Here is a 14,697-nt window from a genome sequence, read left to right on the forward strand (position 1 = left end):
GGCCTATGTCACTGCAACCATTCACCGTCATCGTTCCCCTGTATAACGAAGCCGCAGCGCTGCCGGCGGCGATCGTCGACCTGGAAACCATCCTGGCCGAGACAGGACCGCACGAACTGATCGTAGTCGACGACGGTTCGACCGACGGTTCTTCTGCAGCCCTCAAGGCTCTCCGCGAAACACACCCCGATCTCAAGCTGTTCCACCATGAAACGAACCAGGGCTACGGGGCTGCGCTGAAAACAGGAATCCGCCATTCCAGCCATGACTGGATCGTGATTACCGACGCGGACGGCACCTACCCCAATGCACGGATCAAAGACCTGCTCGCCTACATGGATCAATACGACATGGTGGTCGGCTCCCGCACCGCAGATGACGTCGAGTATTCCACGCTGCGAAAACTGCCGAAATTCTTCCTCAGGCACTACGCTTCCTGGATCGCCGGCCGAAACATCCCCGACCTGAATTCCGGGCTCCGCGTCTTTCGTCGCAACCTCGCGGAAAAGTTCCTGGGACTGTTGCCGGACGGGTTCAGTTTTACCACAACGATTACACTCGCCCATCTCACGAACCAGTACACCGTGCATTACGAACCGATCGGATACGCCCGCCGCATCGGTAAATCCAAAATACAACCGATCCGCGACACCCTCCGGTTCCTGCAGCTGATCATCCGCCTGGGCGTCTATTTCGCCCCCCTCAAAGTCTTCGGCCCCTTTGCCGTCATTCAACTCATCGCCTTTTCGATTTCGATCTGTTACGACGTATTCGTCTTACAGAACATCACCGACAAATCGGTCATGCTGTTGATGTTCGGCATGAACACTGCGTTTTTCGCCCTGCTCGCAGATATGATCGATAAACGCTGCCAGAAGTAGTTACCCGTTTTCCTGTTGAAAAAAGCAGATCCGTCACGCTGAATCATGAACGATCAAAGCCCGTCCGACAATCAGAATCGACTCCCCGCAGGAGAGCAGCCTACAGACCACGCCACGCGTGACCGGGAACTGTTCGACCGCATCGCTGCCGAGTATTGTCGTAAGGACCTGCTCCCCGCCTCGCGCGCTGCGCGGCGTCACCGCCTGTTGCAAACCCTGCAGGCCGTCCCCTTATCCCAAAACGCGTCAGTACTGGAAGTCGGCTGCGGAGCGGGCTTCGCCGCCCAATACCTGCAAGACCACATCGGCGACTACTGCGGCGTCGATTACTCCACAAACCTGATTGACTATGCCCGCGAGTTTAACGGAGGCCCGGGCATTCAATTCGTGGCACAGAACATTCAGGAGTTCCAGCCGGGACGGTCATTCGATCTGATTATTGCCATCGGCCTGCTGCACCACCTCAACAATCTCGACGCGACACTCGCAGCACTGGTCAAACTGTTGAAACCAGGAGGCTGGCTCGTCGCCAATGAACCGCAGCCTGCCAACCCGGTGATCTCCTTCGCCCGCGCGATCCGCAAACGCATTGACGCGAACTACTCCTCCGATCAACGGGAACTCTCGTCAGCCGAACTTCAGGCTGCCTGCAGTCGCGCCGGTCTCACAGACATCCGCCTGCGCCCCCAGGGACTGTTTTCAACCCCCTTCGCCGAAGTTCCTCTCTCTCCACAGTGGCTCACCACACCCTGTGCGAAACTGGCCTGCTGGACCGACGGCTGCCTGGAGCACCTGCCCGCCTGGCTCTTGAACCGACTGACCTGGAATCTGATCATCGCCGGCCAGAAACCTGAGTCCACCATTGATTGAGAAATTCTCCGCTGCACGGCAACCGTGTATCCTTTACAGCCACAACGAAAATGAAGACACTGAAATCCTCTGAGTTTTCAACGTGACCGTGGTAAGAGGAGACTGTGATGGAACAATTGAAAGTCGGCATTATCGGAGCCGGAGGCATCGCCGCCAAAATGCATCTACCGGAACTGCAGACCGTGAGCAACTGCGACGTCCTGATGCTCGCCGGCCGCAAACAGTCCCGCCTCGAAGTCCTCTGTCGCAAGTTTAACGTTCCCGAATGGACCCACAATTACCAGGACATCATCGACGACGAGCGCATCAACGCCGTCGCCATCGCCCTACCCCATCCACTGCACGTCGAATGGGGTATCAAAGCCATCCAGGCCGGCAAGCATGTTTACATGCAGAAGCCACTCAGCACATCGATGGACGAAGCCGATGCATTTGTGGAAGAAACCGCCAACCACAACCAGACGGTGCTCGCACTCCCCTACATGTCCAACCCGCAGGTGCTGGCCACCCGCAATTACATTCAGGATGACAAACTCGGCACGATCTCCTCGGCCCAGGCCCGCGCCAGCCATGGGGGACCGGAAGTCTATTACGCCGGCATTCAACAGATCCTCGAAGAAAAGCCGTCCGACGACCTCTGGTTCTTCGACGCCGACAAGGCCGACGTCGGCGCCCTGTTCGATATGGGCGTCTACGCCATCGCGAACCTGGTTGGTACCGTGGGCGCAGTGAAATCGATCACCGCGAAACTGACGACGGTCGCCAAGCCGACCCGCCTGGAAGACACGGCGTCGATGATCCTCGAATTTGAAAACGGTGCTCTCGGCACCGCGCAGACCGGCTGGTGCGATGCCGCCCGGACCTACGAATTTTCTGTGCATGGCACCCGGGGCAAAATCGTCAGCTGTCGTCAGCCCAAACTGCTCAGCTATTTTTACCCCAGTTCGGACGTCGACGAAGACCTGCCGCTCGTCGAAGAGTCGATCGACCTCTCGACTTATCCCGTACAGAATTCACACCAGCACTGGGCCGCCTGTATCCGCCAGGGAATCCAACCCCCGCTGTCGAACGCCGCCACGGCCCGGCATGTGACCGAAATCCTGCTCGCCGCCCTCAAATCCTCGCGGGAAAACCGGACGGTGGACATCCAGTCCCGACTCACGATTTACTGAGATCCAATACGATTCCAGCGGGATTTTGCCGATTTTGGCAGACTCAGCCGCCGGTACGGTGTCGTTTAAACGCCCGTTTGACTATAAATGGCTGTTGGCAGATTGCATGCCTCTGCCTGCCCCTGATCTCATATTTCAATTCTCTTTTGATACTTGCTGGGAGTGTTTCCGATGACGGAGCGGTCTGAACTCGTTGAACAGCTTCGCTGGAAAAAAGTTCCTGTTCTCAATGACGGGTTTGTCTGCCTGGTCGACGTGATGGGCGACGACAGCTCAATTGTTCAGGCAGCCCGCGTCAGCTACGGAGAAGGGACCAAACGCGTCTCCGACGACCGCACACTGATCCGCTATCTCATGCGTCATCGTCACAGCACCCCCTTCGAAATGGCCGAATTGAAGTTCCTCGTGCGTGTTCCGATGGACTGCTGGCGTCAGTGGATCCGGCACCGGACCGCGAACGTCAACGAGTACAGCACCCGTTATTCGGTCGCCATCGACTCCGCCCAGACCACGCTTCCCGGCGAATGGCGGACCCAGGCCACCTCGAACCGGCAGGGCAGCGATGCCCCACTCCCCGAGGATGTCGGCGCTCAGCTGACTGCGGAAGAAACCGAATTCCAGGAAAAGGCCCGCGCCGTCTACGAAGCCCGCCTCGAAGCTGGCGTCGCCCGTGAACAGGCTCGCAAAGACCTGCCCCTGGCAACTTACACCGAAGCCTACTGGAAAATCGATTTACATAACCTGATTCACTTCCTGAGTTTACGCATGGACTCCCATGCACAGTGGGAGATTCAGGAATACTCACGGGCCATCGGCGAACAGATCGTCAAACCCCTGTTCCCCGTCGTCTGGGAAGCTTTTGAAGACTATCGCCAGGGAGCCATGTTCCTGACCCGCCTCGATAAAGGGGTTATCGAACGCCTGATGGCCAAGGCGGCCGCTGAATCGCTGGCTCCGCCATTCTCTTCCGAACTCTTCCTCGAAGTGCAGGATGAGACCTGGAAATCGCTCAAACGCAGCCGGGAACGGGACGAATGTCAGTCCAAACTGGAGCGGATGGGGATCCTCAAAGCCGAATAAACGTGCCCGTCTGAACACTTATCGCAGGAAATTCATCGAGTATTTTCCGCGGTTGGCTTTGCAGAACCTGATGGGTTTGTTATCTTTATCGGTCCCGCTCTGTAGCGCGAGGTCCCTTTGTGCGACCCGTTACAGTCGAATTCGTCTGAATTCTCATCTTAGATGAGACCGATTGATAATTAAGTAGATCCCGATTTGAGTGGATCTGTGAACCAGACAATGACAGAAATCAGGAAAAAGAAAAGGTGATTTGAGTGGTTAAACTTCGGTTACGAGAAAACGAATCTATTCAGGAGGCAGTCAAACGGTTCCGCAAGATTGTTGAACACGCTGGTATCAAAAAAGAAATGCGTCGCCGCGAATACTACGAAAAGCCCAGCGATGAAAACCGAAGAAACAGACGACGTGCAGAACGGCGTGCCCGTCTCTCCCGTCTGCAGAACAATCAGTAATCACTGAGATCTGACAATACACAAAAAACGCATCCCTTTTCGGATGCGTTTTTTTATGCGCCCTCAGTTCTCCGATTTCGTTTCAGCCGCCGCGGCTTCTGCTGCAGCCTGTTTGTCCCTCGACGCCTTTGCCTCGGCTGACTCTGCCGCCTTCTGCTTAACGTGTTCCTTCTGTCCCTTCACGAAAGCGTCCATTCGCTCCTTCGAAATCCGGGGCATCCCACTGACCGAGCTTCCTTCGGCAGCGGTATCGAACACAATCACCTGGCCATCATTGTCCACCAGCATCCGCAAATGGTATGTCTTGAAGACGCCTCCCCAGCGATAGTGGTACAGCTTCAGAATCGCCCCTGATTCATCCAGTTCCTCGGAAGGGCTTCCCTGAATCATGCTGGCCTGGAAGTCTTTGAAAGGCACTTCCCCCGATTTGCCCGCGGTCTCCATCGCAGCGTCGAGATTGTTGAACGTCTTTGCCTGCGAGGTCTTGGCCCGCCATTCCAGGAGTACCACGCCCAGCAGAATCAGAATGAAGACCCAGGAAATAATCCGCCGCTGGGTGCTGACTTTCTTCTTGGCGGGAGCGGGCTTGGAATCGGGTGTTTCGGGAGCATCGGGGGTAGAACTCATGGTCACTTCCTTTATTGAACGGGGGTCACTCGGTTCAAGTCTAACCCGCCCCTTTCAGAAGCTCAAACAGAAACCATGGCTTCACACAAGTTTTACCAAACTCACACCCGAGGCTTACAGGATCCCTCGCGGCTCCTCATCTGCGAAGGGATGCAGGGCCTGAATTCCCTTGGGTTTGGGGAGAGCATTGACCAATGCCTCGGCCATTTTGAAGTCGGCGGCCGTCGTGATCTTCTGGTTCAGGGGAGAACCTTCCACAATCGTCACCGCCTGTCCGATATGTTCTACCAGTTGTGCTTCATCGGTAGGCTGGAAATCGCCCCGCTTCGCATAGGCGTCGAGCAGGATCTGCCGCTGAAAGACCTGCGGAGTCTGCGCTGCCCAGAGATCGGTACGGTCGACCGTTTCCTGAATCTGCCGATCCTTGCCTGCCCGCTTGAGTGTGCTCGAAACCCGCACAGCAGGAATGACGGCATGATGCTTCTCCGCCGCCGCGAAGAGTTCTCCCACCCACTTATCCGTAATTAGCGGTCGGGCGGCATCGTGGATGGCCACGTAATCGATGTCGGCTTTCACGCGGGCCAGCGCATTCTGTACCGAGTCCGCCCGCTCCTCTCCCCCGGGAACGATTTCGATATCCATGAACGCCAGGTTCGGACGGAACTTCTGCTTGAACCATTCAATATCATCCGGGGAGACCGAGATAATCAGCTGCTTCACATCTTCGCGGTTGGAAAAGATCTCCGCCGACCGCACCCAGACCGCGCGGCCTTTCAGATCCATGAAGGGTTTCTTCTGCGGCCCCGAACCCAGGATCTCCGCCCCCTTCGACTGAAACCGGCTGCTCTTTCCTGCTGCTGCCAGGATGACTGCAAACGTTGCCACTGCACTATCCTCTCTGATGTTACTGACATGAAACCGTCTTGCTGTTTCTGAAGTTTAACAAGCCGTAAATCGTCATCCAATAGCGCGCCCCTGCCAATTTCACCGTCCCCCGTCGAAATCGTTACGATCCCTGCAATCAGCAGTCCACAACCGTTGTCAAAAAACAACACGCGCGCTGCATGATGCCTTTTCACCACAGACCACGGTGCCGTTTCCAGACATTCCAGACAGCTTTACTTTTCTCAAGCTGTTTGATTTCAGTCACTTAAACAGAGTCCGTCTGAATTCCTTAACAGTCTGGCATTGCATTTGTTTAAAAACAGAAGCACTTCGGTCAGACACTCTCACCGTGTTAACAACAGATCGAGGTTCAACATCCTGAGTTACCACCTGGTCATCTGGAAATAGAGAAAGTCATTATGGAACTGCCTACACTGATTCTCGTCACACGCGATACTGTCCTACAGCAACAGATCCTGGCACATTTCAAGAAAACATTTCATTTGATCATCTGCAGTACTCTGGAAGACTGCCTGGCCAACTGCCGGGAACAGGAGATCGACTCCATTCTCGTCGATCTGCGGTTCCTGATTTCAGGCGGACACCAGGAAGATCATCTGCTCGAGCAGATTGAACGCCACGCTCCCGAAACCGAACTGATCATGCTGACCGAGGAGGAATGTCCGGAAATCCTCGAACGTCGAGTCGCCTGCGGCACTCTGAAACACATCAGAGGCTTTGCCAGCGAAGCGGAACTGCTGCTCGATATCGATTCTTTGTTGAACCCGGAAGAAAAAGTGCTGGTCAGCGAAACCATGTCCATGAACGCGGGCGCCAACCCCGTCGCATCAACCGGCGGTGGTGCTGGTCGAGGCAGTTCCTCTGGTTCCCGGCGCAACAGTCAACAGGAGGAGATCCCACTGGAATCGGACACATCCATTCTGCACGGGATTACCCGTCGCTTTGAAACCAGTTCGCATGAGATGAAAATCATGCTCAATGAACTGGAGATCGCCGCTCAGCACGATGTCACCGTACTGCTCATCGGGGAAACCGGAGCCGGCAAAACATATCTCTCGCGGCTGATTCACGAAGTCTCTCCCCGCCGGGATGAGCCATTTCTGAACGTCGCCTGTGGTGCGCTGCCCAACGACCTGATTGAAAGTGAACTCTTCGGTCACACCCGTGGTTCGTTTACCAGTGCCCATGCCGATAAGGAAGGTAAGTTTCTCGCTGCCGGCCGGGGTACAATTCTGCTGGACGAAATCGATGTGCTCGGTCCCGAGCAACAGGTCAAACTGTTACGGGTCATCGAAACCGGCGAGTTCGAACCGATCGGTTCCAATAAGACACACGTCAACCAGGCACGACTCGTCGTGGCCAGCAACATGGACCTGCAGCCGCTGGTTGAACAGGGCAAATTCCGACCGGACCTTTACTATCGTCTTAACATGCTGAAGTTTGACGTCCTTCCGCTGCGTCGTCGCAAGTCGGACGTCATCATGCTGGCAACTGGTTTTGTCAAACAGATGTCGACGAAACACAATATCGTGATTGAAGGCATCGACGATGAATTCCTCGACGCCCTCCACGCCTACCCCTGGCCCGGCAACGTGCGTGAACTGGAAAACGTGATTCGCCGTGCCGTGATTTACTGCCGCGACGGTGTTTTACGCAGAGAGAATCTGCCATCGCACATTCTGATGGGACAGGCCGGACCGACCAACGATCCGTCAGTCATCCTGGGTCACCATAAACAGAGCGACTCCGAACGACTGGGCGATCAGGTCGCGGTTACCGAGAAAGAACTGATCGAACAGGCTCTGTTCAAGAACAACTACAGCCGCACCAACACGGCCAAAACACTGGGCATCAGCCGCGTTACGCTGTACAACAAAATGAAGAAGTACGGCATGAGCACAAAAAAATGATGACACTCGATTGAGTGTCATCATGGTTGGCTCGTCTGGATTGGAGATCAATTATTTCTTCGGACCGACCAGTTCGACCAGGTTGCCATCGGGATCGCGAACCAGTGCCAGGTAAACCCCTTTAGGGAAACCTTCCGGCAGTGAGATCGGTCCTTTGGCAATCGGCTTGACGCCGTATGCTTTCGCCCGTTCGAGGGCGGCATTCATGTCTTTGACGTAGAGCGTCAGGTAGCTCACACCCAGAGATGAGTGGATGAAGGAGTTGTCGACCTTCTTACCCGGTGCCTCTTTGAACTGCATCAGTTTGACGTTGGTTGCCGTTTTGTCATTCGCCAGCACCAGGGGATACACTTTGAACGCCTGGTAATCGGACAGACCCGAGTCGCCTCCCATTTCGGGAGTCACTGCGAACATCTCACGTTCCTGCATGCCCAGGGCGTTTTTATAGAACTCGAGAGATTTCTCCAGGTCGCTGACCACAATCCCAAAGTCGACGGTAGATTTGGCATATTCGACATCCGGCACAGTCTTGCTACTGGCGGCCCACGCGGCGATCCCACTGACGATGAACACGATCAACGTCGTACAGATCAGCTCGCGATTCACAAAACTGGGATTCTTCATCAAGCAACTCCTGAATTAAAAAAAGATCAGACCTACTCTTCCCCTCGCAGGTCTCTATATATCAGGCTACTTGCATCTGAGGCAGACCTCAAGCCGATCTCATCCCTTTCTGCAAAACTAACTCAATTCCCCACTTAGTTCAAAAACTGGTCTTGTGATTTCAGGTAGACTCGTTCTACACCACGCAACGATACCCGCCGATCTGTGATTTTTTCGTTGAACCACTTCCGGGAAATGCTATAACAGCTGAACACATCCTGCCTGAAAATATGACTATTGTGATTTCGAAAAGGATCCAAGATGAAATCAATACTGCCCGTGCTCACCGGCTGCCTGATCTGTCTCACTCTCGTTCTCACTCCCGATGCACAGTCCCGCGCGGATGAGAAAAAGCAGACCAACCGCACCCGCTTCTATATCGCCTCCCCCGAGGGCAAAGATCCCCAGGTGTTTTTCTTCGCGGAAGATTATTACAACACCGGCTCCCCCGCGTTTTCTCCCGATGGTCAGAAGCTCGCCTTCGATGGCTGGAAATCGCAGGAGGGGGAAAGTTTCTCGAATGTCCACATCATGGTCGTCAACGCAGACGGCTCTGACTTCAAGGTCCTGCGTCCCGGTGCCATGCCCAGCTGGTCACCCGGCGGGAACCGCATTGCCTTCTCCAAGCCCCCCTACAGTGTCGCGTTGATGGATGCGGATGGCACCAATGAGAAAATCATCGCTGAGCGAGGCTGGGGCGGACAATGGTCGCCCGATGGAACACGCATCGCCTACTACTACGGCAACAACATCCGCATTTATAACCTGATTGAAGACACGACAACCGAACTCTTTCCAAACGACGACAATCCTTACGCCAGTTTCACCTGGAACATGACCTGGTCCCCCGACAGCAACTGGATCTGCATTTTGGGCCGACGGGCTGAGGACCGGAGTTACGATGTCCTCACCGTCAACACCGCCGGCAGTAAGGCAGGCTATAAAGTTCATTTCAACAGTAAACGCTCTCCTTACCAGGACATGGCCTGGTCGCCACGGGGAGACCAGATCGTCTTTGGCTCTCCGACCTCGCCCCGACAACTGCTGCAATTCAATCCCGCGGAGGATAAACCACCCACGCCGCTGGACATCACCGTGGACGGAAACATCAACGGCGACGTCACCTTTTCCCCCGACGGTCAGCGGCTGCTGTTCAACGCCCGCGATAAATAGTCAGAGCTTTCTTATCTGCCAAACCCTGTAATCACAGAGAGAATCATATGCACTCCTATTCCAAACTGCTGACACTCATCTGTACGATCGGCCTCATCTGCCAGGCTGGTCTCTCCAGTTACGCAGACGAAAAAACGAACGTCAAACGCGTGCGCTTTTATCAGGTCGCACCTGAGGGAGGCGCAGCGAAACTGTTCCTTGTGCCCGGTGAATACCATACCGCCGGCTCTCCGGTCTTCTCGCCCGACGGCACGAAGTTCGCCTTTGACGGCCGTAAATCACAGCAGGGAGAATCATTCTCGGACGGTAAGGTCATGGTCTGTAACGCGGATGGCAGCCAGTTGAACGCAATCGGATCAGGCGTCATGCCCAGCTGGTCACCCGCCGGAAACCGCATTGCCTGCTCCAGCATTTCACACCGAGGCGCCGCCCTGATGCACGCAGACGGCACCAGTCGGGAACTGATCGTCCCGGATAGCTGGGGCGCACAGTGGTCGCCGGATGGCAGAAAAATCGCCTACACCTTTTACGGTCCCGGGGGCGTCACCATCCAGGTCTATGATCTGATCGAAGGCACAAAAATCAGCCTCTTCTCCCTGGGAGATGCGCCCTACAACAGCATCTACTGGAACATGGCCTGGTCGCCCGATAGTAACTGGCTCTGCTTCAAAGGTCGCAGATCAGACAACGGCACCTTCGACATCGCCACGATCAACGCCGCCGGCAAAGACGCCGGATATAAGGTGCACTTCAACAGTGACAAAGCCCCCTACGCCGACATGGCCTGGGATCCGCAGGGAGACCGCATCGTCTTCGGCTCGGGAACCAAGCCGGGAAAACTCATGCAGTTCAATCCCGCGGAAGACAAAGCCCCCACCCCGATCGACATCCAGGTCAAAGGCGACATCATCGGCGACGTCTGCTTCAGCCCCGACGGACAGAGCCTCGTCTTCAACGTCAGCGGGACGGAGGAGTAAAGTGAGTTATTTTTTATCTCCAACCTGGGGCAGGGATGGTGTGACCAGTAGAAAACAACGCTTACCCTGTTTCTGGTAAGTTAATCCCGCCTGTCGCACCAGTTGATCGAACATGTGTGTCGACTCGCCTTCTCGCAGCTGGTCGGTGATGTCAATCAGCAATGATTGCCCCGGGGTCACTGTGGCAGTTTTGCTGTTCGTGAGCGCCTCCAGTGCGTTTTTGGCATTCATGACAAAAGAGAGTCGCACCTTCTGCTGATCGACTAGTTCGGGACGCAGCTGAATCAGCAATTGAGATTTTGCATCGGGCAAGATCGGACTGGAAAGGTTGAATTCGGTAGACTGTCCATTCGACAGAGTAACTTCCACTTCGATCTTCTCGTTGACATCTTCGACTCGATGTGCGGTATGTGACAAAAACTTCGTCTGAGCGGAAGTCAGTAGAATTCCCTCATCCAGTTTATCTGACATCAACTTCTCCCAGAGTTCCCGCGCCTGAGGAGAAGCAAATGTTTTCAGTTTTTTCAGATCTGCCGGCTGATAATCTGTGGTAATAAAACCCAGTCTGACTGCAATCACGCGATCCTGAACCGCCCTGATCCGGGCAATTAGATCCGCGATCTGATCGTGAGTAGCCTGGTCTGCCCGAATTACGAGAGACAGCTTCTCTTCATAAGCCCTGATCGTGGGCCCCTTCTCCCACGCGTCCGGAGTCACATTCTGCTGAATCAGTTCGATCAGGGGCTCAAAGCGGGCACGTTCTGCCGGGGCCTGCTTCTTCGCTGAATCCCCCAGCAACAGCGGCGAAACGGGTACCACAAGATCTGCTACCGGATAACTCATGATTCGCAAGCTGGTTTGAGAGGGGGGAGCATCTAACTCAATCATCCCGATCACTCCCGTATCGCTGTTGACGCCGGTTCCCAGAATGACTTCTCCCTCTTTGAGCGGCTTGCCTTTTTCCAGCTTTAACAACATGAGCAGGGTGCGGGGGTCGTCCGTCTGTTCATTCAGCCGTAGACCACCCAGTAACAGGGTTTTTCCCGGCTCCATGATCCGGGCATGCTTGAAATGCCGTTTGATCAAGAGGGGGAGGCTCACCGTTTCTGCATCCGCGTCTTTCGCCCGCAGCAGTTTCAGACCACCAATTTCAGACTTTTCAATCTGGCATTCCAGCATTCCCCGCTGCTTGATGCCTTTCCTGGTAGAATAACTCAATTGCAGGTCAAACCCGGTAATCAATTTAGGCAATTCTATCTGTGCCGCGACGCCTTGTGCTTCAGCTTCGTGCAATTGTTTCGTTTGAATCTGAACCTTCTGTCCATCCAGGAAACAGACCTCTGGCTGGGATAAAAGCTGACAGTCCGCCGACAGGGAAATCAACCGCTCCACTTCCTTCGTCCGCGCTGCATCGAGAACTTCGCACACCAGAGAAGTCTGGCTGATGATTTCCGAATTCTCCGTTCCCTGATATTTCGCTTTGATCTCCTGCGACAACTCGGGCAGTTGCTCTTCCTGGTACACCTTGATCCGTTTGCGTTGTGAACTGTAGACACTCAATAGTGATTCCGGAATCGACAGAATGCTGGCTCTCAAAACATACAGCGAATCTGGTCCCTGCTTCGCATCTGCTTTAGCTTCCTCTCGCAATTCCGCCAGCGCTTCCGCTACACACTGGTGGTAAATCGAATCGGAGGAGCTGAGCAGCAATCGGTCCTGGTCAATCCGCACACTGTAAATAGACCTGAGCCGATATTCTCTGCGATCGGCCCGCATGGGAGGCTGGTGTACCTCGATAAATGCAGGCGGCGATGATTTTCTGCCTGTCAGATGACGGTGACGATTGTGTAAGCCAGCCAGCTGATCCTGGATTTTCTCGTGAATCTTCTGTTGCAGATGTTGCTCCGCACGAATCGCTCCGACCTCTCTACGACTCTGATCCAATAGATCACCGACGGAGTAATTGCTCACATTTCCATTGCGGATGATCCACTCCCGCATGTTGATCTCAGAAGCGAGCGGATCCAGGTCCCGGGAATACCTCTCGTTGAATTGTTGAACTTTCTGTTCGTAGACTTTTTTCGCAGGATCATAAAACGGCAAAGGACTCAAAGGAACCGACTTCGGTTTAACCTTGATTTCCGATGAGACAACAGCCTCTTTGACTTCCTCTGACTCCTTCTCTCCCGCAGCCCCGGCCACAAACGCGGCTCCCGGCAGCACCACTGCGGCCACCGCGACGAACACCACCCAGCACCACCACGGGGTGCATTTCTGACTTCCCTGTCCCAGTCTCATAATTCGCTCCATGCGTTTTGAAGTAATTTCCAACGGACGCACGCCCGGCACTACGGGCACGGTTCGCAGCGTCTGTTTCAATTCCAGAATTTCCAGCAACCCTGCGGCATACAGACGCGGGTCACAGTTCAACTCCGCCAGCACTTCCTCGTCACAACACTGTTCCATTTCATACTTCAGCCGCCGCCCTGTCAGCCAGACCAGTGGATGGAACCACCACACTATCGCCGCCAGCAGCTGTAACAGCCCGATCCATAAGTCACCCCGGCGAATATGAATCAGCTCATGTGCCAGAATCGGTTCCAGTTCAGCCGGTGAACGTGCCTCGGCAATCGCCGCGGGTAACAGAATTGTCGGTCGCCATAATCCCACGACTGCCGGTCCAATCCGGCTCTGCGTCACCATCAATCGTACTTGACGTTTCACTCCCAGTTCCTGCGCCAGGCGCACCAGCATCTCTTCCAGTTCCGGACACTGCACAGCCCCCGCACTGCGAATCATTCGCCAGCAGCGCAGAAATCGAATCAGCATCACCGTCGCAATGCACGCCGCCACTCCCGCCCAGCTCCAGAGCCCCACTCGCAACCAGGAAACACGCGCACTCTGACGCACTGCTGCCGGCGTCTCCACTGACTCAACAAGGGTATTTGACATTGCAGGAACCGCCCTTGTTTCCCCGGAAGATTCCTCAGCATCATGGACTGTCACTTCCAGTGAACCAAATTCGGCTTCCGGCAGCTGTTCCACATCGTCGCCGATCAGTCGACGAATCCATTCAGTACGGGTCAGTGCCTCAATCGGCTGCGTCGCCACGGATTGCTGCGCGTCTTTCGCGTTTTCGTTCTGTAGCCAGCAGAACAGGCCGCTGGAACTGCTCCACACAGGGGGCGTGACGAATTTCAGCAGTACCACCAGCCACAACAGATACGCCAGATGAGCCCGCCTGATCCGCACCACCCTACAGATCAGCCAGACGATCAGCGCCAGCAGCGTGCACTGCCAGACCTGTTGCCAGACGAGATTGATCCATTCAGGACTGATTGCCGCCATCCCGTTCCTCCGTTAACTCATCCAGCAATGATTTTAACGCGTCCAGATCTTTACGGCTGACGTGGCGATCTTCAATCAGATGCTGCATCAGCGGGAACGCCTCGCCGGCAAACAGACGGTCGACCAGGTCGTCAACCGTTTCGCGAATGACAGTACGGGGTTTGATCCGCGGGGAATAGACGCGGGTCCGCCCCTCCAGTCGAGCCTTGATGTAGCCCTTCTGTTCCAGTCTGCGCAGATAGGTCTGCACTGTGGTGAAATCGATGCCCCGCGACTCGGGAAATGTTTCAAACACTTCACGGACCGTCGCCTGTTTCAGATCCCACAGGGCGCGGGCCACTTCCATTTCGCCTTTTGATAAAGCGGGCCGTTCCGTCATGCCTCTCTCCTCAAGTACAAGTGTAATTGCCAGAGTTTAATTACATTTGTACGTGAGTCAAGCCCCTTCTTTAATAGAGGGCTGTGAAGAGAACCTGCCTGCGAGCAAAGTCAATTCCAATGCAGGCTTTATCAAAATTCGGGGCGACTTTGAATTTCTTGGGAATGCATGTTTGGATTTAGTCTGCCGATCGCTTAGAATCGATCCATTCAGAGTTTCAGACCACCCGGGTCCTGTCGGGCGCCGACAATCTCTGATA

Annotated in this window: 13 protein-coding genes; 8 read left to right on the forward strand and 5 right to left on the reverse strand. The window is 54.9% G+C overall.

The genetic code is table 11. From position 1 onward, the window contains the following. The first annotated feature begins 5 nt into the window (after window positions 1-5). The 5 genes from FYZ48_RS05505 to rpsU all read left to right on the forward strand — a co-directional run bounded on the left by FYZ48_RS05505 (window position 6) and on the right by rpsU (window position 4,455). Entirely contained in the window at window positions 6-881 is an 876-nt protein-coding gene (locus FYZ48_RS05505) for a glycosyltransferase family 2 protein (RefSeq protein ID WP_149338335.1), read from the forward strand. A 45-nt stretch (window positions 882-926) separates the two neighbouring features. Then, on the forward strand, window positions 927-1,751 hold the full coding sequence (locus FYZ48_RS05510) for a class I SAM-dependent methyltransferase (RefSeq protein WP_149338337.1): 825 nt from the start codon (window positions 927-929) through the stop codon (window positions 1,749-1,751). 107 nt (window positions 1,752-1,858) lie between these two features. Next, window positions 1,859-2,923, forward strand: a complete 1,065-nt coding sequence (locus FYZ48_RS05515) for a Gfo/Idh/MocA family protein (RefSeq protein ID WP_149338339.1) — start codon at window positions 1,859-1,861, stop codon at window positions 2,921-2,923. A gap of 171 nt (window positions 2,924-3,094) precedes the next feature. Then, window positions 3,095-4,003, forward strand: a complete 909-nt coding sequence (gene thyX, locus FYZ48_RS05520; RefSeq protein WP_149338341.1) for an FAD-dependent thymidylate synthase — start codon at window positions 3,095-3,097, stop codon at window positions 4,001-4,003. Between the two features lie 254 nt (window positions 4,004-4,257). Then, window positions 4,258-4,455, forward strand: coding sequence for a 30S ribosomal protein S21 (gene rpsU, locus FYZ48_RS05525; RefSeq protein WP_144980715.1), 198 nt, complete (start codon window positions 4,258-4,260; stop codon window positions 4,453-4,455). Between the two features lie 63 nt (window positions 4,456-4,518). Here the strand turns inward: rpsU and FYZ48_RS05530 are convergent, their stop codons facing one another. Continuing rightward, window positions 4,519-5,082, reverse strand: coding sequence for a hypothetical protein (locus FYZ48_RS05530; protein WP_149338343.1), 564 nt, complete (start codon window positions 5,080-5,082; stop codon window positions 4,519-4,521). Between the two features lie 114 nt (window positions 5,083-5,196). Further along, window positions 5,197-5,967 (reverse strand): 2-C-methyl-D-erythritol 4-phosphate cytidylyltransferase, encoded by a 771-nt coding sequence (gene ispD, locus FYZ48_RS05535; RefSeq protein ID WP_145044891.1) that lies wholly within the window; start codon window positions 5,965-5,967, stop codon window positions 5,197-5,199. Window positions 5,968-6,386: 419 nt separating this feature from the next. Between ispD and FYZ48_RS05540 the strand changes: the two genes are divergently transcribed. Beyond that, window positions 6,387-7,898 (forward strand): sigma-54 dependent transcriptional regulator, encoded by a 1,512-nt coding sequence (locus tag FYZ48_RS05540; RefSeq protein ID WP_242022409.1) that lies wholly within the window; start codon window positions 6,387-6,389, stop codon window positions 7,896-7,898. A gap of 51 nt (window positions 7,899-7,949) precedes the next feature. Here the strand turns inward: FYZ48_RS05540 and FYZ48_RS05545 are convergent, their stop codons facing one another. Then, window positions 7,950-8,522 carry a VOC family protein gene (locus FYZ48_RS05545; RefSeq protein ID WP_145044893.1) on the reverse strand — a complete coding sequence of 191 codons (573 nt, stop codon included), beginning with the start codon at window positions 8,520-8,522 and terminating at the stop codon, window positions 7,950-7,952. A gap of 300 nt (window positions 8,523-8,822) precedes the next feature. Here FYZ48_RS05545 and FYZ48_RS05550 point away from each other — a divergent pair, with 300 nt between their 5' ends. Then, complete coding sequence (locus tag FYZ48_RS05550) at window positions 8,823-9,734, forward strand: translocation protein TolB (RefSeq protein ID WP_242022412.1); 912 nt, start codon at window positions 8,823-8,825, stop codon at window positions 9,732-9,734. 47 nt (window positions 9,735-9,781) lie between these two features. Further along, window positions 9,782-10,711 carry a PD40 domain-containing protein gene (locus FYZ48_RS05555; protein WP_149338345.1) on the forward strand — a complete coding sequence of 310 codons (930 nt, stop codon included), beginning with the start codon at window positions 9,782-9,784 and terminating at the stop codon, window positions 10,709-10,711. A 6-nt stretch (window positions 10,712-10,717) separates the two neighbouring features. Here FYZ48_RS05555 and FYZ48_RS05560 read toward each other — a convergent pair whose 3' ends face one another. Both FYZ48_RS05560 and FYZ48_RS05565 read right to left on the reverse strand, forming a co-directional pair. Next, window positions 10,718-14,059: a M56 family metallopeptidase gene (locus FYZ48_RS05560; protein ID WP_149338348.1), complete on the reverse strand. Its 3,342-nt coding sequence runs from the start codon at window positions 14,057-14,059 to the stop codon at window positions 10,718-10,720. Further along, complete coding sequence (locus FYZ48_RS05565; RefSeq protein WP_149338350.1) at window positions 14,040-14,438, reverse strand: BlaI/MecI/CopY family transcriptional regulator; 399 nt, start codon at window positions 14,436-14,438, stop codon at window positions 14,040-14,042. Before FYZ48_RS05565 ends, FYZ48_RS05560 begins: the two co-directional genes overlap by 20 nt. Window positions 14,439-14,697: the final 259 nt, after the last annotated feature.

Origin of the sequence: Gimesia chilikensis (assembly GCF_008329715.1) — a bacterium.
Taxonomy (GTDB): Bacteria; Planctomycetota; Planctomycetia; order Planctomycetales; family Planctomycetaceae; genus Gimesia; species Gimesia chilikensis.

Bases quoted from the DNA above. Each gene is read 5' to 3' on its own strand.
- FYZ48_RS05505 (WP_149338335.1), top strand. From the start codon at position 6: ATGTCACTGCAACCATTCACCGTCATCGTTCCCCTGTATAACGAAGCC.
- FYZ48_RS05510 (WP_149338337.1), top strand. From the start codon at position 927: ATGAACGATCAAAGCCCGTCCGACAATCAGAATCGACTCCCCGCAGGA.
- FYZ48_RS05515 (WP_149338339.1), top strand. From the start codon at position 1,859: ATGGAACAATTGAAAGTCGGCATTATCGGAGCCGGAGGCATCGCCGCC.
- thyX (WP_149338341.1), top strand. From the start codon at position 3,095: ATGACGGAGCGGTCTGAACTCGTTGAACAGCTTCGCTGGAAAAAAGTT.
- FYZ48_RS05530 (WP_149338343.1), bottom strand. From the start codon at position 5,082: ATGAGTTCTACCCCCGATGCTCCCGAAACACCCGATTCCAAGCCCGCT.
- FYZ48_RS05540 (WP_242022409.1), top strand. From the start codon at position 6,387: ATGGAACTGCCTACACTGATTCTCGTCACACGCGATACTGTCCTACAG.
- FYZ48_RS05545 (WP_145044893.1), bottom strand. From the start codon at position 8,522: ATGAAGAATCCCAGTTTTGTGAATCGCGAGCTGATCTGTACGACGTTG.
- FYZ48_RS05550 (WP_242022412.1), top strand. From the start codon at position 8,823: ATGAAATCAATACTGCCCGTGCTCACCGGCTGCCTGATCTGTCTCACT.
- FYZ48_RS05555 (WP_149338345.1), top strand. From the start codon at position 9,782: ATGCACTCCTATTCCAAACTGCTGACACTCATCTGTACGATCGGCCTC.
- FYZ48_RS05560 (WP_149338348.1), bottom strand. From the start codon at position 14,059: ATGGCGGCAATCAGTCCTGAATGGATCAATCTCGTCTGGCAACAGGTC.
- FYZ48_RS05565 (WP_149338350.1), bottom strand. From the start codon at position 14,438: ATGACGGAACGGCCCGCTTTATCAAAAGGCGAAATGGAAGTGGCCCGC.